Source organism: Bradyrhizobium sp. (genome assembly GCF_047605465.1).
Lineage (GTDB): Bacteria > Pseudomonadota > Alphaproteobacteria > Rhizobiales > Xanthobacteraceae > Bradyrhizobium.
Window position 1 is genome coordinate 1 of the sequence record NZ_JASGFS010000055.1, and the last position, 18,096, is coordinate 18,096.

17 protein-coding genes and 1 pseudogene are annotated in these 18,096 nt (G+C 66.4%); 11 read left to right on the top strand and 7 right to left on the bottom strand.

Annotation, left to right across the window (positions count from 1 at the left end; genetic code table 11):
- Positions 1 to 564 (bottom strand): annotated as a pseudogene (locus tag QM712_RS28390) (preprotein translocase subunit SecA); the annotation flags it as partial.
- Between the two features lie 348 nt (positions 565 to 912).
- Between QM712_RS28390 and QM712_RS28395 the strand changes: the two are divergent.
- Both QM712_RS28395 and argJ read left to right on the top strand, forming a co-directional pair.
- The gene (locus QM712_RS28395) at positions 913 to 1,854 is read left to right on the top strand and encodes a peptidylprolyl isomerase (RefSeq protein ID WP_415026468.1); all 942 of its coding nucleotides are present in this window, start codon (positions 913 to 915) and stop codon (positions 1,852 to 1,854) included.
- A gap of 103 nt (positions 1,855 to 1,957) precedes the next feature.
- Complete coding sequence (argJ, locus tag QM712_RS28400) at positions 1,958 to 3,199, top strand: bifunctional glutamate N-acetyltransferase/amino-acid acetyltransferase ArgJ (RefSeq protein WP_415026469.1); 1,242 nt, start codon at positions 1,958 to 1,960, stop codon at positions 3,197 to 3,199.
- A gap of 45 nt (positions 3,200 to 3,244) precedes the next feature.
- On the opposite strand, the gene QM712_RS28405 is transcribed toward argJ, so the two are convergent.
- Positions 3,245 to 4,576 (bottom strand): TadE/TadG family type IV pilus assembly protein, encoded by a 1,332-nt coding sequence (locus tag QM712_RS28405; RefSeq protein ID WP_415026470.1) that lies wholly within the window; start codon positions 4,574 to 4,576, stop codon positions 3,245 to 3,247.
- Positions 4,577 to 4,720: 144 nt separating this feature from the next.
- Between QM712_RS28405 and mutT the strand changes: the two genes are divergently transcribed.
- Entirely contained in the window at positions 4,721 to 5,131 is a 411-nt protein-coding gene (mutT, locus tag QM712_RS28410; protein ID WP_415026471.1) for an 8-oxo-dGTP diphosphatase MutT, read from the top strand.
- A gap of 114 nt (positions 5,132 to 5,245) precedes the next feature.
- Here mutT and QM712_RS28415 read toward each other — a convergent pair whose 3' ends face one another.
- On the bottom strand, positions 5,246 to 6,115 hold the full coding sequence (locus QM712_RS28415) for a methyltransferase domain-containing protein (protein WP_415026472.1): 870 nt from the start codon (positions 6,113 to 6,115) through the stop codon (positions 5,246 to 5,248).
- Between the two features lie 84 nt (positions 6,116 to 6,199).
- Here QM712_RS28415 and QM712_RS28420 point away from each other — a divergent pair, with 84 nt between their 5' ends.
- The 4 genes from QM712_RS28420 to QM712_RS28435 are packed head-to-tail and all read left to right on the top strand — an operon-like array spanning position 6,200 to position 8,680.
- Positions 6,200 to 7,012, top strand: coding sequence for a ComF family protein (locus tag QM712_RS28420; RefSeq protein ID WP_415026473.1), 813 nt, complete (start codon positions 6,200 to 6,202; stop codon positions 7,010 to 7,012).
- Positions 7,013 to 7,047: 35 nt separating this feature from the next.
- Entirely contained in the window at positions 7,048 to 7,323 is a 276-nt protein-coding gene (gene grxC, locus QM712_RS28425; RefSeq protein ID WP_415026508.1) for a glutaredoxin 3, read from the top strand.
- Positions 7,320 to 8,198, top strand: a complete 879-nt coding sequence (locus QM712_RS28430; RefSeq protein ID WP_415026474.1) for a carbon-nitrogen hydrolase family protein — start codon at positions 7,320 to 7,322, stop codon at positions 8,196 to 8,198. Before grxC ends, QM712_RS28430 begins: the two co-directional genes overlap by 4 nt.
- On the top strand, positions 8,195 to 8,680 hold the full coding sequence (locus QM712_RS28435) for a DUF1178 family protein (RefSeq protein ID WP_415026475.1): 486 nt from the start codon (positions 8,195 to 8,197) through the stop codon (positions 8,678 to 8,680). Before QM712_RS28430 ends, QM712_RS28435 begins: the two co-directional genes overlap by 4 nt.
- A gap of 101 nt (positions 8,681 to 8,781) precedes the next feature.
- On the opposite strand, the gene QM712_RS28440 is transcribed toward QM712_RS28435, so the two are convergent.
- From QM712_RS28440 to QM712_RS28450, 3 genes are all read right to left on the bottom strand, one after another.
- A complete protein-coding gene (locus QM712_RS28440; RefSeq protein ID WP_415026476.1) occupies positions 8,782 to 9,681 on the bottom strand; it encodes an EamA family transporter in 900 nt (299 codons plus the stop codon).
- A 307-nt stretch (positions 9,682 to 9,988) separates the two neighbouring features.
- A complete protein-coding gene (ubiG, locus tag QM712_RS28445) occupies positions 9,989 to 10,762 on the bottom strand; it encodes a bifunctional 2-polyprenyl-6-hydroxyphenol methylase/3-demethylubiquinol 3-O-methyltransferase UbiG (RefSeq protein ID WP_415026477.1) in 774 nt (257 codons plus the stop codon).
- Positions 10,763 to 10,776: 14 nt separating this feature from the next.
- Positions 10,777 to 11,244, bottom strand: a complete 468-nt coding sequence (locus QM712_RS28450; RefSeq protein WP_415026478.1) for a PH domain-containing protein — start codon at positions 11,242 to 11,244, stop codon at positions 10,777 to 10,779.
- 163 nt (positions 11,245 to 11,407) lie between these two features.
- On the opposite strand from QM712_RS28450, the gene QM712_RS28455 reads away from it, so the two are divergent.
- The 3 genes from QM712_RS28455 to prfA all read left to right on the top strand — a co-directional run bounded on the left by QM712_RS28455 (position 11,408) and on the right by prfA (position 16,361).
- The gene (locus QM712_RS28455; protein WP_415026479.1) at positions 11,408 to 12,664 is read left to right on the top strand and encodes an aspartate kinase; all 1,257 of its coding nucleotides are present in this window, start codon (positions 11,408 to 11,410) and stop codon (positions 12,662 to 12,664) included.
- 286 nt (positions 12,665 to 12,950) lie between these two features.
- Positions 12,951 to 15,218, top strand: a complete 2,268-nt coding sequence (gene ptsP, locus QM712_RS28460) for a phosphoenolpyruvate--protein phosphotransferase (RefSeq protein ID WP_415026480.1) — start codon at positions 12,951 to 12,953, stop codon at positions 15,216 to 15,218.
- 57 nt (positions 15,219 to 15,275) lie between these two features.
- Positions 15,276 to 16,361, top strand: coding sequence for a peptide chain release factor 1 (gene prfA / locus QM712_RS28465; RefSeq protein ID WP_415026481.1), 1,086 nt, complete (start codon positions 15,276 to 15,278; stop codon positions 16,359 to 16,361).
- 39 nt (positions 16,362 to 16,400) lie between these two features.
- Here the strand turns inward: prfA and QM712_RS28470 are convergent, their stop codons facing one another.
- A complete protein-coding gene (locus QM712_RS28470) occupies positions 16,401 to 16,826 on the bottom strand; it encodes an HIT domain-containing protein (RefSeq protein ID WP_415026482.1) in 426 nt (141 codons plus the stop codon).
- Positions 16,827 to 16,915: 89 nt separating this feature from the next.
- Between QM712_RS28470 and prmC the strand changes: the two genes are divergently transcribed.
- On the top strand, positions 16,916 to 17,812 hold the full coding sequence (prmC, locus tag QM712_RS28475; protein WP_415026483.1) for a peptide chain release factor N(5)-glutamine methyltransferase: 897 nt from the start codon (positions 16,916 to 16,918) through the stop codon (positions 17,810 to 17,812).
- The last annotated feature ends 284 nt before the right edge of the window (positions 17,813 to 18,096 follow it).

Sequence of the window (18,096 nt, forward strand, 5' to 3'; positions counted from 1 at the left end):
GCGCAGATAGTCGAAGCCGTATTCGTTGTTGGTGCCGTAGGTGATGTCGCAGGCATAGGCCGCCTTGCGCTCGGCGTCGTCGAGGCCGTGCACGATCACGCCAGTGGTCATGCCGAGGAAGCCGTAGATCTGGCCCATCCAGCCGGAGTCGCGGCGGGCGAGGTAGTCGTTGACGGTGACGACGTGGACGCCCTTGCCGGCCAGCGCGTTGAGGTAGACCGCGAGCGTCGCCACCAGCGTCTTGCCTTCGCCGGTCTTCATCTCGGCGATGTCACCCTCGTGCAGCACCATGCCGCCGATGAGCTGGACGTCGAAATGCCGCTGGCCGAGCGTACGCTTGGCGGCCTCGCGCACGGTCGCGAAGGCGGGCACGAGGATGTCGTCGAGCGTCTTGCCTTCGGCGAGCTGCTTCTTGAAGTCGGCGGTGCGGGCCTTGAGCGCCTCGTCGGAGAGCTTGGAGAGCTCGGGCTCCAGCGCGTTGATCGCATGGACCCGGGATTGATATCCCTTCACCCGCCGGTCGTTGGCGGAGCCGAAAAACTTGCGGGCGAGCGCGCCGATCATGCCAAATTCCTGTGTTCGCGATTACCGCGTTGCAGCCGAGAGGTTGTCACCCGCTTGCCTATCAACTCACCGTGACGCCTCGTGGAGCCGGTCCCGGCCTGCGGGAGCGATCCGCCATATGGGTGGGAATTGAGCAAGTCTGGGTTCAACGGCCAAAAACGCAGTAAAATAAACGCCATCGCCATTGACGCGACCGGGCAGAGATATGGCCCGGTCGGGGGCTTGTCAACGGCGCCAGCCTTGCGGCTAATTCATCATTTTGACAGACTTTTCGCGTTGCCAAGGCCCCCCGATTGGGCGAGTGTCCGCCCCGCTCGAGCAGCCCCTGCTTCAACATAAGGATTTTGCATGACCACCTCGTTCCCGGCACCCACCGGCCAGCGTTTTCGCCACGCGTCCGCCCTCGCTGGCTGCTTCGCCCTGGCGCTGATCCTGGCGGTCGCGGGCCCCGTCCGGGCCGCCGACGACCCGGTGCTGGCCAAGGTCAATGGCTCGGAAATCCGCAAGAGCGACGTGGCCATGGCCGAAGAGGAACTCGGGCCGAGCCTCGCCCAGATGGACCCGGCGACCAAGGACGAGAACGTCCTGTCGTTCCTGATCGACATGAAGATCGTCTCCAAGGCGGCCGAGGACAAGAAGGTCGGCGACAACGAGGAGTTCAAGAAGCGCCTCGCGTTTGCCCGCAACCGCCTGCTGATGGACAGCCTGCTGGCCAGCGAAGGCAAGGCCGCGACCACCGACGACGCCATGAAGAAGGTCTATGAAGAGGCCTCCAAGCAGATCACCGGCGAGCAGGAGGTGCGCGCCCGCCACATCCTGGTCGAGACCGAGGACGAAGCCAAGGCGGTGAAGGCCGAGCTCGACAAGGGCGCCGATTTCGCCGAACTCGCCAAGAAGAAGTCCAAGGATCCGGGCTCCGCCGACGGCGGCGATCTCGGCTTCTTCACCAAGGAGCAGATGGTGCCGGAGTTCTCCGCCGTCGCCTTCGCGCTCGAGCCCGGCAAGATCTCCGACCCCGTGAAGTCGCAGTTCGGCTGGCACATCATCAAGGTCGAGGAAAAGCGCAACCGCAAGGCGCCGGACTTCGCCCAAGTCAAGCCACAGATCGAGAACTACGTCACCCGCAAGGCCCAGGCCGACTACGTCGCCAAGCTGCGCGCCGAGGCGAAGGTCGAGCGGCTGGACCAGCCGGCAGCGGACGCCGCCAAGCCCGACGCGAAGTTGGACGCCAAGCCGGCCGACGCGGCCAAGCCGTCCGACAGCAAGATGGCGCCGCCCGCGAAGAAGTAAGAATTCGCTGTCACTTCGCTGACGCCAAGAGTATCTAAATCATCGCAATGGCCGGGCATCGCCCGGCCATCTGCATATCCAGACCCCACCAAGGCGCCCCGCGATGTCCTCAACCGTCTCCCCGCTCGCCCCCAAAACCGTGCCCGACCTGCCCGTGATCGCGGGCGTCCGTCTCGCGACCGCCGAAGCCGGCATCCGCTACAAGAACCGCACCGACGTGCTGCTGGCGGTGATGGACAAGGGCACTGCGGTCGCAGGCGTCTTCACCAGGTCGAAGTGCCCGTCCGCGCCGGTCGAGTGGTGCCGCGCCAAGCTGAAAGGCGGCAAGGCCCGCGCACTGGTGGTCAATTCCGGCAATGCCAACGCCTTCACGGGCAAGACCGGCCGCTCCTCCACCGCGCTGACCGCGAAGATCGCGGCCAAGGCCGTCGGCTGCAGCGAGGGCGAAATCTTCCTGGCCTCCACCGGCGTCATCGGCGAGCCGCTGGACGCGACCAAGTTCGACGGTGTGCTGGGCCGGCTGGCCGAGACCGCCGAGCCCGGCGACTATCTCGCCGCCGCCAAGGCGATCATGACCACCGACACCTTCCCCAAGGTCGCGACCGCGACCGTCAGGCTCGGCAAGGCCAAGGTCACCATCAACGGCATGGCCAAGGGTGCCGGCATGATCGCGCCCGACATGGCGACGATGCTGTCCTTCGTCTTCACCGACGCGCCGATCGCGCCCGCGGCCCTGCAGGCGCTGCTCAAGAGCGGCGTCGAGGACACGTTCAACGCGGTGACGATCGACGGTGACACCTCGACCTCCGACACCCTGCTCGCCTTCGCGACGGGCGCGGCCGCCGCGCACGGCGCACCGAAGATCACCCGGGCCAGCGACCCCCGGCTGAAAGCGTTCGTCAAGGCGTTCAACCAGGTGCTCGCCAACCTTGCCGAGCAGGTCGCCCGCGACGGCGAAGGCGCGCGCAAGCTGATCGAGATCACCGTCGACGGCGCCAAGAGCAAGGCGTCGGCGCGCAAGATCGCGATGTCGATCGCCAACTCGCCGCTGGTGAAGACCGCGATCGCGGGCGAGGACGCCAATTGGGGCCGCGTGGTGATGGCGGTCGGCAAGGCCGGCGAGCCGGCCGATCGCGACAAGCTGTCGATCTCGTTCAACGGCATCCGCGTCGCCAAGAGCGGTGCGCGGGACCCATCCTACGACGAGGCGCAGGTGTCGGAAGCGATGAAGGCGCCGGAGATCGCGATCAAGGTCTCACTCGGCCTCGGCAAGGGCCGCGACCGCGTGCTGACCTGCGACCTCACCAAGGAATACGTCGCGATCAACGGCGACTACCGGTCCTGAGTCTGCGGCCTCTCTCCGTTCCTGCGGAGAGAGGCGAGACCAGCCTCATCCCGAAATCCGCGCGTCGGCGACGGCTTTCTTGAACAGCGCGTTCATCGCGTCCGAGATGCCTTGCGTCGGGCTGACCTCGAAATAGAGCCCCGACGAGGCGCAGCTCTGCATGTTCTGCGCGATCTCGCTGTTCGGCGACGGCCCGAACGGCCCCTTGTTGAAGGGATCGATCCAGCTCATGTACCAGGAGTTGGTGGGCAGCTGCAGATAGGTGGTGTAGAGCACCGCGATCTTGATGCCGCGATTCTTCAACGTGGTGCAGAGCGCCGGATTGATCGGCGACTGGCAGCGGGTACCGTTCGTCTTCGGCTTCAGGCAGCTGGCATTGCTCTCGTCGGCGACGCCGTCGGAAACGAAGAAGACGTATTTCAGCGGCGCGCTGGAGGTGCCGGCACCGGGCGCCGCGACGGCGTTGTTGATCTGCGGGAAGATCGCGCTGAACTGCGAGTCCTGATCGGCGGTGTAGGCGTCGTTGTTGCCGTACACGCCCATCAGGTCGATGCCGCCGGCAGCCGTCTTGGCGCTCGACAGGCTCGCCGACAGCGAGAACAGCGCGCGCAGGCCGATGGTCTTGGACGACGCGCCGAAATCGTAGATCGCCATGCGGAACTGGTTCGAATAGGTCTGGGTGGCCGCGGCCGTGTCCATCAGCGACTGCGTCGCACTGCGCAGCACGTCGATCCGCGTCGTCACGCCGAGCTTCTTCGCCAAATTATAGTAGTTGTTGGCGTCGTTATAGTCGTGGCACGCGAAGGCGCATTTGTCGGACGTGTTGTTGACCATGGTGGCGACGTCCGTCGGCGTCGCCGCCACGCCCATCGACGGCGAATTGTCCAGCAGCAGGTAGAAGTCGATGTAGAGCGGCATGTTCGCGGTCGAGGTCGACGTGCCGGTGACGGTCAGCGCGGCCTTGCCGATCAGGCCGAGAAACATCGTGTCGATGTCGGCACTGAAGGTGACGGTGGACGTGACGGTCGAACCGTTCTTGACCACGACCGGCGTGACGCTGTTGAGCCTGTATCCGGTCAGATTGGCCCGGTTCGCATCGAAGATGTTCTGCGCATCGGTGGCGCCGGCCGGGATCGTCCCGTCCGAAAGCATGGCGCCGGCGGCGGCGAAGGCGGGCGAGTTCTTGGCGATCGAGCCGACGCTGGCCGCGTCGGCCGCGGCCTGGAGCTTGGTGCGGGTCTGCGTCGCGCGCGAATAGTCGATCGCGCAGCCGACCGCCGTGATCAGCGGGATGCAGGTGACGGCGAAGATGACAGCGACATTGCCGCGGCGGTCGCGAACGAAGTGCCGAAGAAGGGAGCGAAGCGCGCTGCGCATAAGTCGGGCCCGGAATGGTTTAAGCATTTCCATTCTGGGATCCGCGAATTAAATTTGACTTGCTGCGGTTCCAGAATAACGGACCCCAACGCAGTTAACGGATCGTTGCGCGACACCGACGACAACAATGGACTTTTCCCGGGCATGGCCGAGCTTAAACTGACACTGGTGGTGGCGTGCGCGCTGGTCGATGCTGACAAGCGCGTCCTGATCGCGCAGCGCCCCGAAGGCAAGTCGCTGGCGGGCCTCTGGGAATTTCCGGGCGGCAAGCTCGAGCCCGGCGAGCGCCCGGAGCAGAGCCTGATCCGCGAGCTCCACGAGGAGCTCGGCATCACGGTCGCCGAGCCGTGCCTGGCGCCACTGACCTTCGCAAGCTACGGCTACGAGACCTTCCACCTGCTGATGCCGCTCTACATCTGCCGGCGCTGGGAAGGCCACGTCACGGCGCGCGAAGGCCAGACCCTCGCCTGGGTCCGCGCCAACAAGCTGCGCGACTATCCGATGCCGCCGGCCGACATTCCGCTGATCCCGCATCTGATCGACTTGCTGATGTGAGACGCGCGCCGCTCGCTCGGCGTCATGCCCGGGCTGGTCCCGGGCATCCACGATCTTCGCGCCGCGTCGACAGGCAGGAATGGCCGGGTCAAGCCGGACCATGACGGAGACAATCTACGTCTCTCTCGCCTTCTTCACCGCCTCGGCGAGGCTCGCTTTCGCGGATCCCGGCTTCAGCGGCTGCTGCTGGCTCACATGCGGGGCCCAGCCGGATAGCCAGATGATGTCGAAGGTGGCGCGGATGCGGCCATCCGGATCGGCAAAGCGTTCGGCGTAGATTTCCGCCATGCGCAGCAGCGTCGCGCGCCGGCTCGGGGCGCGCCGCCGTTCGATCAGCACGTTGGCCGCGCCCATGCGACGCAGATCCTGCATCAGCGCGAACGCATTGGCATAGCGCACCACGACGCGGTCGACATCGGTGACCGGCAGCGCGAAGCCCGCCCGCTGCAGTAGCGCGCCGATATCGCGCAGGTCGGCGAAGGGTGCCACCCGCGGCGACACACCGCCCTCGCATTCAGCCTCGGCGGCGGCGAAGGACTGGCGCAGTTCAGTGAGGCTGTCGCCGCCGATCATCGCCGCCAGCAGCAGGCCGTCCGGCTTCAGCGCGCGGCGGATTTGCGCGAGCACGCCCGGCAGATCGTTGACGAATTGCAGCGCCAGCGCGGAGACGACGAGATCGAGCGATTCCGGTGCGAAGGGCAATCGCTCCGCGCCCGCCGCATCGAGCGTGATCCGCTGGATCGAAGGCAGCAGCGCACGCAGGCCCGCAAGCCCCTCGCCGGGGGTCCAGAGATCGGCCGGCGCGTGAAACGCACGCATCACCGCGGCCAGCCGGTCCGACATGTCTTCCGCGACCCGATCCAGCAGGAAGGTCACCTCGCCCTGCGACCGCGCGCGCCGCTGTCGCGCATGCAGCAAAGCGCGATCGAACAAGGCGGGCGGGGTTTGCGGGTTCTGGGCCATGCCGCTGGTTACGCCGATCATGCCGGCCGTGGCAATCGCTCTCGCGTCCGGGCATGCGGGCGGAGCCGCTTGAGCGCCGGCGCATGCGGCGCTAGCCTCCTCGCCATGGACGCCAACGCCGCCGCCCGCACCCGTTCCATCGCCGCACCGATCCGTGCCGCATGGACGGCCGGCCGCGATGCGGTCGCGCGCGTGGGGCGGCTCGCGCTCGACATCGCGCTGCCGACCTTGTGCGTGTCCTGCCGCGAGCCCGTGGACGGCGAGGGCGTCTGCGCGGCATGCTGGGCGAAGCTGTCGTTCATCGAACGGCCCTACTGCCCGCGGCTCGGCACCCCCTTCGTCTACGATCCCGGCCCCGACATGCTGTCGATGGAGGCGATCGCCAGCCCGCCCGCCTACCAGCGGGCGCGGGCGGCGGTGCGCTATGACGACGTCGCGCGCACCCTCGTGCACGCGCTGAAATACCAGGATCGCACCGACCTCGCCCCTGCCATGGGCCGCTGGATGGCGCGCGCTGGCGGCGAATTGCTCGCGGGGGCCGACATGCTCGTGCCCGTTCCCCTGCATTGGCGCAGGGCCTGGCGCCGCCGCTACAACCAGTCCGGGGCGCTGGCGCGGATCGTCGAGCGGCAGAGCGGGGTCAGGGTGAGGAGCGAGGTGCTGCGCCGGGTGCGCGCGACCGAACAGCAGATCGGCCTGTCGCGGGCACAGCGCGCCACCAATGTACAGGGAGCATTCCAGGTATCCCCCGACCGTCAGGCCGACATCCAGGGACGCCGGATCATCCTCGTCGACGACGTCCTGACATCCGGCGCGACGCTGGATGCCTGCGCCCGCGCCCTGCTCCGGGCCAAGGCTGCCCAGGTCGACGTGCTGGTCTTCGCCCGGGTTGTCGAGAGCGGCCCCCGTCCCATATAATTCAATGACTTCATGACATGAAAGCGCTGGACGACATGACCGCTGCTGTCGAGATCTACACGAGGCCGGGGTGCGGCTATTGTTCCGCCGCCAAATCGCTGCTCACCCGGAAGAAGGCGACCTTTTCGGAATTCGACGTCGCCAAGAACCCGTCGTGGCGTGAAGAGATGTACGACCGCGCCGGCGACGGCGCGACCTTTCCGCAGATCTGGATCGGCGGAACCCACATCGGCGGCTGCGACGACCTCTACGCGCTCGATCGCGAGGGCAAGCTCGACGCCATGCTCGAAAGCGTGAAGGCAGTGTCATGAGCGAGGACAGGACCTTCACCGCCGCCATGGTGCAGATGCGCACCGGCCTGATGCCGGAGCCGAGCCTGGCGCAGGCGACGAAGCTGATCCGCGAAGCCGCGGCGAACGGCGCCCGCTACGTGCAGACCCCCGAAGTCAGCAACATGATGCAGCTCAACCGCAAGGCGCTGTTCGAGCATCTGCAGAGCGAAGAGGACGACGCGTCGCTGAAGGCCTACCGGGCGCTCGCGGCGGAGCTCGGGATTCACATTCATGTCGGCTCGCTGGCGCTGCGCTTCTCGCCGGAGAAGGCGGTCAACCGTTCCTTCCTGATCGGGCCCGACGGCAATGTGCTCGCGAGCTACGACAAGATCCACATGTTCGACATCGAGCTGCCGGACGGCGAGAGCTACCGCGAGTCCGCCAACTACCAGCCGGGCGAGACCGCCGTGATCTCCGATCTGCCCTGGGGCCGGCTCGGGCTGACGATCTGCTACGACGTGCGCTTCCCTGCGCTCTACCGGGCGCTCGCCGAGAGCGGCGCGTCCTTCCTCGCGGTGCCGTCGGCCTTCACCCGCAAGACCGGCGAGGCGCACTGGCACATCCTGCTGCGCGCGCGCGCGATCGAGACCGGCTGCTTCGTGTTCGCCGCGGCGCAGGCCGGGCTGCACGAGAACAAGCGCGAGACCTATGGCCACTCGCTCATCATCGATCCCTGGGGCGAGATCCTCGCCGAGGGCGGCGTCGAGCCCGGCATCATCATGGCCAAGATCGACCCGGCCAAGGTCGAGACGGCAAGGAAGGCGATCCCCTCGCTCCAGCACGGCCGCCGCTTCGGCGTCTCCGATCCCAAGGCGGGACCGGACCACCTGCATCTGGTGCGGGGATCGGCATGATCCGCTACGCGCTCCGTTGCGACCGGGACCACACCTTCGAGAGCTGGTTCCAGAGCTCGTCGGCGTATGATTCGCAGGTCAAGCGCAAGCTCGTGGCCTGTCCGATCTGCGGATCGGCCAAGGTCGACAAGGCGATCATGGCTCCGCGCATCGTCGGCAAGAAGGGCCGCGGTGCCGCGACACCGCCGCCGGAGCCCGCCGCCACGACCGCCGCGCCCGAGGCTCCACCATCCGCGCCGACTTCGCTGCTGATGTCCCAGGAGCGCGAGCTCCGCACCAAGCTCAAGGAACTGCGCGATCACATCGTGAAGAACGCCGACAATGTCGGCGAGCGCTTCGCCAACGAAGCCCGCGCGATGCATTACGGCGACAAGGAGCATCGTCCGATCTACGGCGAAGCCTCGCCGGACGAGGCCAAGTCGCTGATCGACGAGGGTATCGAGGTCTCACCGTTGCCGACGTTGCCGGAAGACAGAAACTGACGCGTGAAGCGCGTCATCCCGGAATGGTCCGAAGGACCAGATCCGGGAGTTCGATTCCGGGCTCGCGTCTTCGACGCGCGCCGGAATGACGGCAAGACCAGCTAGGCTCCCACCAGCAGCGCCACGCCGACCACGATCAGCACGATGCCGACGATCTCGCGCGCCGCGATCGGCTGCTTGAACGAATAATACGCCACGCCCTGCGCGAACAGCACCTCGATCAGAGCGAGCGTGCGGACATTGGCGGCGGCCGTCAGCGCGAATGCCAGGAACCAGAATTGCGAGGCGAAGGCGCCCATGAAGCCCGCGAGCAACGAGGGCCGCCACATGCCCAGGATCGATCGCAGGATCTTCGGCGCGCGCCAGAGCAGGTAGATCGTGAGCACCAGTGTCTGCACGAACAGGCCCAGTACCAGCGTGAACGACGAGGCCGTCACGAATGACACGTCTGGCACCGCGATGATGGCGCCGCGGAATCCGACCGCGGAGAGCGCGAAGGCCGCCGCGGCGACGAGGCCGGTGATGGTCGGCCTCAGTTCGGCAAAGCTCTTCTCGCCGCCCGTCCGCAGCGCCGTGATGACGACGCCGACGGTCGCGATCACGATCGCGATCACCTTGAGCGAGGTCAGGTGGTCGCCGAGGAAGACGAATCCGAAGATCGCGGTCTGGATCGCCTCGGTCTTCAGATAGGCCGTCGTCACCACGAAGGAGCGGTCGTTCATGGCGAGCAGCATCAGCCCGGTGGCGACGATCTGGCTCAGCGCGCCCAGCAGCAGCCACGGCCAGAACGCGGCGGGCGGCATGCTGAGATGATCGCCGGAGACGATCAGCACCAGGCCCAGGAACACCAGCGAAAACGGGAAGCCGAACAGGAAACGGATATTGGTCGCGCCCCAGGTGCCGAGCGGCTTCGTCAGCGACCGCTGCATGGCATTGCGCGCGACCTGTCCGAGCGCGGCGACGACGGTGAAGGGAATCCAGAGGCTGGTGACGGTGAGCATGGTTGAGGAGCGGGATGCAGGAGGTTGTCAGGGTCGCCGCAAACTGCCGACGGAGCGGCGGCAGGTCAATCACGCCCACGTCATAGGAGCGATGCTCCCGCCTGCTTTCCGTGTCGTCCCGGCGCCGGTCGGGAGCCATACCTACGGGAAGGCGTTTGGCGAAGACTCGTGGCGGGCGCCGTCATGCCACAACCTCTACCTGGGGTCATGGGTCCCGGCCTGCGCCGGGACGACACCTTTATTGCGACTGCAGCTATTGCGACCGCAGCGCGCCTCTTGCGAACGCTTCAAACCGCTCCACAAGCACTCACACCATGCCTTCCGCCACGACCATGTAGTTCACGTCCATGTCGGACGAGAGGGTCCATTTGTCGGCGAAGGGGCTGTAGACGACGCCGGTCTGCTCGGTGATGACGAGGCGGTTGTCGAGCAGGTATTTCGCCAGCTCGTCGGGGGTGACGAACTTGTTCCATTCGTGGGTGCCGCGCGGCAGCCAGCGCAGGACGTATTCGGCGCCGACGATGGCGAGCGCGAAGCTCTTCCAGTTCCGGTTCAGCGTCGAGACCACCATCAGCCCGTTCGGCTTCAGCATCGAGGCGCAGCGCTTCAGGAACATGCCGACGTCGGTGACGTGCTCGACGACTTCCATCGCCAGCACGATGTCGAAGCGCTCCCGCGGGTCGATCTCCTCGACCGTGGTGCAGCGATAGTCGATCGACAGATGCCCCTTGTCGGCATGCAGCTTCGCCGCGGCGATGTTGCTCTGCGACGGGTCGACGCCGATGACCTGAGCGCCCAGCCGCGACAGCGGCTCGCACAGCAGGCCCGCGCCGCAGCCGATGTCGAGCAGGCGCAGGCCGCCGAGGCAGTTGAGGCTGCGCACGTTGCGCTCGAACTTGCGGCACGCGGCGTCGCGGATGTAGCCGAGCCGCAGCGGATTGATCCGGTGCAGCGGCGCCATCTTGCCCTTGGGATCCCACCACTCCGCGGAGAGTTTGGAGAATTTCGCGATCTCGGCGGCGTCGACGGTCGAGCCCGGCTGGGCGGCGGAAGTTGCGGAAGTATCTTGCTGCATGCTCATGAACAGGCGCGGTCCTACCGCGTGGTGATCGAACTACGGAAGGCGAGCGGCGAGGCGATGGTCCTGATCTTCTCGATTCCCTCGCCGACCCCGCGAATCGTCACGTCGCCATAGTTGAGAATACGTCCAAGAATCGACTGGTTCACGTCGACGCTCTCGACCTTGTCGAGCGCCATTTCGAAGGTCCGGCGCTTGATGAACCCGGTCTTGTGCACGACCCGCAGATTGGTCACGTCGGTCTCGGTGGTGAACCGATGGAACCAGCCCTTCAAGGTCCAGTACAGGGCCGCCAGCGCCACCAGGCCGGAGCCGAACAGGCATACGATCGACACGCTGTAGATATCGACCTGACGGGACACCACGAACAGGACCAAGGCCACGATCCAGGCCGCAATGGCCGGAAAATAGAGGATCCAGTGCGCATTGGTCGAATACAGCACCCGCTCACCCGGCTGCAGGATCTCGTCGATATAACGCGCCATGATCTCGGTTAACCCATTACCCCCGAAGCTGACCTCGCGCCTGCCCCCGCAGGAACCCGCTTGCCCCCGGCCCCGCCCCTCTGTATACGCGCGGACGGTCCCCGCAGGCATCCGTCAGCGCGGGTCACCATACTTATCCTTATGAGGGAATGCACGCGTCGTCATGAGCCGCCTCGTGATGAAATTCGGCGGCACGTCCGTCGCCAACATCGAACGTATCCGCAACGTCGCACGCCATGTGAAGCGTGAGGTCGACGCCGGCCACGAAGTGGCCGTGGTCGTCTCCGCGATGTCCGGCAAGACCAACGAACTGGTCGCCTGGTGCACCGAGGCCTCGCCGATGCACGACGCGCGCGAGTATGACGCCGTCGTCGCCTCCGGCGAACAGGTCACATCGGGCCTGCTCGCCATCGCGCTTCAGGGCATGGGCATCCAGGCCCGCTCGTGGCAGGGCTGGCAGATCCCGATCAAGACCAGCGACGCCCATGCCTCGGCCCGGATCGAGGACATCGACGGCAGCGAGATCATCAAGCGCTTCCAGGAGCGCAAGGAGGTCGCCGTCATCGCCGGCTTCCAGGGCATCAATCCCGAGACCAATCGCATCACCACGCTCGGCCGCGGCGGCTCGGACACGTCCGCCGTCGCCGTCGCCGCCGCCGTCAAGGCGGACCGCTGCGACATCTACACCGACGTCGACGGTGTCTACACCACCGACCCGCGAATCGTGCCGAAGGCGCGCCGCCTCGACAAGATCGCGTTCGAAGACATGCTGGAACTGGCTTCCCAGGGCGCCAAGGTGCTCCAGGTTCGCTCGGTGGAACTCGGCATGGTCCACAACATGCCGATCTTCGTCCGCTCGAGCTTCGATAAGCCCGAGGATATCGACCCGCATGCCAACCAGCCGCCCGGCACGCTGATCTGCAGCGAGGAGGAGATCATGGAAAGCCACGTCGTCACCGGTATCGCATTCTCCAAGGACGAGGCGCAGATCTCGGTGCGCCAGATCGAGGACAAGCCGGGCGTCGCCGCGTCGATCTTCGGCCCGCTCGCCGATGCCAACATCAACGTCGACATGATCGTCCAGAACGTGTCCGAGGACGGCAAGACCACCGATCTCACCTTCACTGTGCCGGCCGCCGACTACGCCCGCGCCAAGGAGACGATCACCGCGGCCAAGGACACGATCCGCTACGTCCGGCTCGACAGCGCCACCGACGTCGCCAAGATATCGGTCATCGGCAGCGGCATGCGCAGCCATGCCGGTGTCGCGGCCAAGGCGTTCTCGGCCCTCGCCGGACGGAATATCAACATCCGGGCGATCACAACCTCCGAGATCAAGTTCTCGGTCTTGATCGACACGGCCTATACCGAGCTTGCGGTGCGGACCCTGCACACGCTCTACGGTCTCGATCAGGCCTAGACGAATTTTCTCTTAGCGGCCGCAGCAAACGCGAAGGTGTCCACACATTCGCGTTTGGCAGGCGTTTTGCTTGGCAAAACAAGCCCCAATTCGCTATACGGCGAACAGGGTGGGCTGCCGCAGACTGTGTCCCAGTTCAGGCGGCGCTGATTCGGCGCAAGCGCTAAATCCAGACAGATTTGGACTTGTGCCTGCGCCGGACAAACATTTGTTTGTTTTTCTGGAGTTTTGGGCCAGCCGCCGGCCGATATCGCCGGGCCAGGCAGACGGAGGAGATTGACGGCACATGCGGAGCGCGTCGGGAGGTCCCCGCGTCTTGTTGAGACGGCTCCGCGAAACCATGGCGGAGCAGGTCTCGGCCCAGGAGCGGCTGGACAAGATCGTGGTGCTGATCGCCGCCAACATGGTGGCGGAGGTGTGCTCGGTCTATGTGCTGCGCATCGACAACACGCTCGAGCTCTACGCCACCGAGGGTCTCAACCGCGAGGCGGTGCACCACACCGTGCTGAGCGCCCATGAGGGCCTGGTCGGCCTCGTCGCCAGCGAGGCGACGCCGCTCAACCTGAACGACGCGCAGAGCCATCCGGCCTTCTCGTTCCGCCCGGAAACCGGCGAAGAAATCTACCACTCCTTCCTCGGCGTGCCGATCCTGCGCGCCGGCAACACGCTCGGCGTGCTGGTGGTGCAGAACCGCGCCAAGCGCACCTATGTCGAGGAAGAGCTGGAGGCACTGCAGACCACCGCGATGGTGCTGGCCGAGCTGATCGCCTCGGGCGAGCTGTCCGCGCTCGCCCAGCCCGGCCTCGAGCCTGCGGCCCGCCACTCGACGCAGAAGGTCGGCGCGATCCTGTCGGAAGGCATCGCGCTCGGCCACGTCGTGCTGCACGAGCCGCGCGTCGTCATCAAGGACTACATCGCCGAGGACCTCCCGAAGGAAATCAAGCGGCTCGACACCGCCCTCGCCAAGTTGCGCGCCGATCTCGACCGCATGCTGGAGCGCGGCGACGTCGCCGACGGCGGCGAGCACCGCGAGGTGCTGGAAGCCTACCGCATGTTCGCCAACGACCAGGGCTGGTCGCACAAGCTGCACGAGGCCGTCGCCACCGGCCTCACGGCGGAGGCCGCCGTCGAGCGCGTCCAGTCGGACACCCGTGCGCGCATGCTGCGCTCGACCGATCCCTATCTGCGCGACCGGCTGCACGATCTGGAAGATCTCGGCTATCGCCTGATGCGGCAGCTCGTCGGCCAGGATCACGCGCCCTCGCGCGAGCAACTGCCCGACAACGCCATCGTCATCGCGCGCGCGATGGGCCCGGCGGCTCTGCTCGATTACGACCGCAAGCGCCTGCGCGGCATCGTGCTGGAGGAAGGCACCGCCAATTCCCACGTCTCGATCGTGGCGCGCGCACTCGGCATTCCCGCGGTGGGCGAGGTGCCGAACGCGCCGGGCATCGCCGATCCCGGCGACGCCATCATCGTCGACGGCACGTCTGGCTCGATCTACGTGCGCCCCTCGCAGGAAGTCGAGGCGGCATTCGCCGAGCGCGTGCGTTTCCGCGCCCGCCGCCAGGCCCAGTACCTTGCGTTGCGCGACCGCCCCTGCGTCACCAGGGACGGTCAGCAGGTGGAGCTGATGATCAACGCGGGTCTGGCCATCGACCTGCCGCATATCGACGACACCGGCAGCGCCGGCATCGGCCTGTTCCGCACCGAGCTGCAATTCATGGTCGGCCAGAGCCTGCCGCGCACCAGCGACCAGCTCGCGCTGTACCGGACCGTGCTGGACGCGGCGGGCAGCAAGCCAGTCACGTTCCGCACCCTCGACATCGGCGGCGACAAGGCGCTGCCCTACATGGAAGCCGTCATCGAGGAAAACCCCGCGCTCGGCTGGCGCGCGATCCGGCTCGGACTCGATCGGCCCGGCCTGCTGCGCGGCCAGATCCGCGCGCTACTGCGCGCCGGCGGCGGGCGCGCCCTGCGCATCATGTTCCCGATGATCTCGGAGGTCGCCGAGTTCGATTCCGCCAAGGCGCTGGTCGAGCGTGAGCTGACCTATCTGCGCCAGCACGGGCATACGCTGCCGGAACGCATCGACATCGGGACCATGGTCGAGGTGCCGGCGCTGCTCTATCAGCTCGACGAGCTGCTGAAGAAGGTCGACTTCATCTCGGTCGGCTCCAACGATTTGTTCCAGTTCCTGTTCGCGGTCGACCGCGGCAACGCCAAGGTCTCCGAGCGCTTCGACACCATGTCGGCGCCGATCCTGCGTGCACTCCGCGAGATCGCACGCAAGGCGCAGGCGGCGAAGAAATCGCTCTCGCTGTGCGGCGAGATGGCCTCGAAGCCGATCGGCGCGCTGGCCCTGATCGCGATGGGCTATCGCTCGCTGTCGCTCTCGGCCACCGCGCTCGGCCCGGTCAAGGCGATGGTGATCGACCTCGACGCGCAGAAGGCCGAGGCGATGCTCGGCCCCTTGCTGGACGCGCCTGCCGGCACGGTCGCGATCCGTCAGAAGCTGATGGAATTCGCCGAGGCCGAAGGGCTGTCGTTGTAGCGGGCCTGTCCGCGCCTGCCCGCTTCGCCCGCCTGTCCGCCATTTGAGACCGAACCGATGTCGTCACTCCCCGAAGCCAAACTCGACGTTCTGCTCGCGCATCACGCCTCGCTCGAGGCCGAGTCGCTCGGCCAGCTCGCCTCGGAGCGCTACGTGCAGATCACGCGCGAGCTTGCCGAGATCACCCCGCTGATCGAGGCGGTGAAGGCCTATCGCTCCGCCGTCAAGGAACTCGCCGACACCGAGGCGCTGATCGCCGACCCCGCGACGGATGCCGAGATGCGCAGCATGGCGGAGGCCGAACGCGGCGAACTGGCGCCCAGGATCGAGGAGCTGGTTCAGCAGATCCGCGTCGCGCTGTTGCCCAAGGACGCCATGGACGACCGCAACGTGGTGCTGGAAATCCGCGCCGGCACCGGCGGCGACGAGGCCTCGCTGTTCGCCGGCGACCTGTTCCGGATGTACGAGCGCTTCGCCAGCCTCCAGGGCTGGAAGGTCGAGGTGATCTCGGCGAGCGAAGGCACGGTCGGCGGCTACAAGGAAATCATCGCGGAAGTCCAGGGCCGCGGCGCGTTCTCGAAGCTGAAATTCGAGTCCGGCGTGCACCGGGTGCAGCGCGTGCCCGACACCGAGACGCAAGGGCGCATCCACACCTCCGCGGCCACGGTCGCCGTGCTGCCGGAAGTGGAGGATGTCGACGTCGACATCAAGAACGACGATCTGCGCATCGAGACCATGCGCGCGCAGGGCGCCGGCGGCCAGCACGTCAACAAGACGGAATCGGCGATCCGCATCACCCACATTCCCACCGGCATCGTCGTGATGATGCAGGACAGCCGCTCGCAGCACAAGAATCGTGCCTCTGCGATGAACATCCTGCGCTCGCGCATCTACGATGCCGAACGGCAGCGGCTGGAAGCGGCGCGCTCGGCCGACCGCAAGGAGAAGGTCGGCTCCGGCGACCGCAGCGAGCGCATCCGCACCTACAACTTCCCGCAAGGTCGCGTCACCGACCACCGCATCAACCTGACGCTCTACAAGCTGCCGCAGGTGGTCGCGGGCGAAGCGCTCGGCGAATTGATCGACGCGCTGACGACCGAGCACCAGGCCGCCCAACTTGCCGCCCAGGGCGCGGCGGCTTGAGCCGCGGCTGCCCGGACTGCTCGCGAAAGCTCTTCGTGGTCAGCTGCCGAGTGCCGCGATCATCCGCCCGGCATGATCGGCCAGCACGGCCACGTCTTCCTTGCGCGTCTGCGCCGGCAGCAGTTCGACGCCGGCCCTGACCGGCATCACGTGCATATGCAGGTGAAACACGACCTGCCCGCTGGCCGGCTCGCTGAATTGCTGCAGGATGATACCGTCGGCGGCGAAAGCCTTCATCGCGGCGACCGCAATCCGCCTGGCGGTGCGAGCGACCGCGGCGAGATCGTCATCCGCGATGTCGAGGATGCCGCGCGCCGGAGCTCTCGGAATGACCAGCGTATGTCCCGGCGAGCGCGGCATGATGTCGAGGAACGCGAAACTGCGGTCATCCCTGAAAACCTCGAAGCAGGGAATCTCGCCGCGCAGGATCCGTGCGAAGACGTTCTGGTCGTCGTAGGCCGGCATGATCCCTCCGTCGCTGCGTGGCGCGATCAGACGCGCTGCTTTCCGTTGACGCAAGCGCGGCTGCCGATCTATCCACGATGCCAGGCAGGATGAATCCCTTGGCGACAGATTCCGATTCCGGGCACAGCATCGAGCACGCGCGGCGGGCGCTCGCGGCGCGGTTGCAATCGGCCGGCATCGAGGATGCCGGACTGGACGCGCGGCTGCTCGTCGGCGCAGCGACCGGGCTCGACCTGACCGGCATGATCGCTCAGGCAGCGCGACCGCTGACGAGCGAAGAGCTTGCACGCCTCGAAGACTATGCGCAGCGCAGGCTCACCTATGAGCCGGTCGCCCGCATTCTCGGCACCCGCGAATTCTGGGGACTGCCGTTCCGGCTGTCCGAGGCGACGCTGGTGCCTCGGCCGGACACCGAGACCGTGGTCGAGCTCGCGCTCGAGATTTTTCGCGGACTGACGATATCGGGACGCCGCCCGCGCATCGCGGATATCGGCGTCGGATCGGGCGCCATCCTGCTCGCATTGCTGCACGAGATTCCCGAGGCATTCGGCATCGGCACCGACGTCAGCCCGACGGCGCTCGAGACGGCGCGCGACAATGCGGCTGCCCTCGGCCTCGCCGATCGCACCGCGTTCGTCGCCTGCTCCTATGCGGCTGCGCTGCACGGCCCGTTCGATCTCATCGTATCGAATCCGCCCTACATCCCCTCCGGGGAAATTCCGAAACTCAGCATCGACGTCCGCGACCACGATCCGCATCTGGCGCTCGACGGCGGCAATGACGGATATGACGCCTATCGCGCCCTGATCCCGCAGGCGGCCGAGCGGCTGGCGCCCGCCGGAGCCTTGATCGTCGAGGCGGGACAGGGCCAGGCCAGGGATATTGAAACCCTGATGACGGCCGCTGCGTTGACGGTGGACAGGCCTCCCAGGGCTGATCTGGCGGGCATTCTGCGAGCCGTTTCGGCCCGGAAAATGCCCCCATAAAAGCCGGATTGGGTTGCAAAAAACCTCTTGGAATATCCCTTGGGAACGACTACGTTCCGGTCAACACATCGGTGCCGGCCCCGTAGACCTACGGGCGACAAGCCGGGCTCTCAGGGCGAGAGCTTTACTGATTAAAGGTTCCAAGCCGCAGGTCCTGTTAAGCGCGATGGCCCGTGGAGCTGCGCTGCTTTCCGACCGCAAAGTGAACGAAAGCCTGATATTGCGCTTGAAGACTTACGCAACACAGCTGGGCCTGTTTCGGCAGGCAAGATGAATGGGTTCGC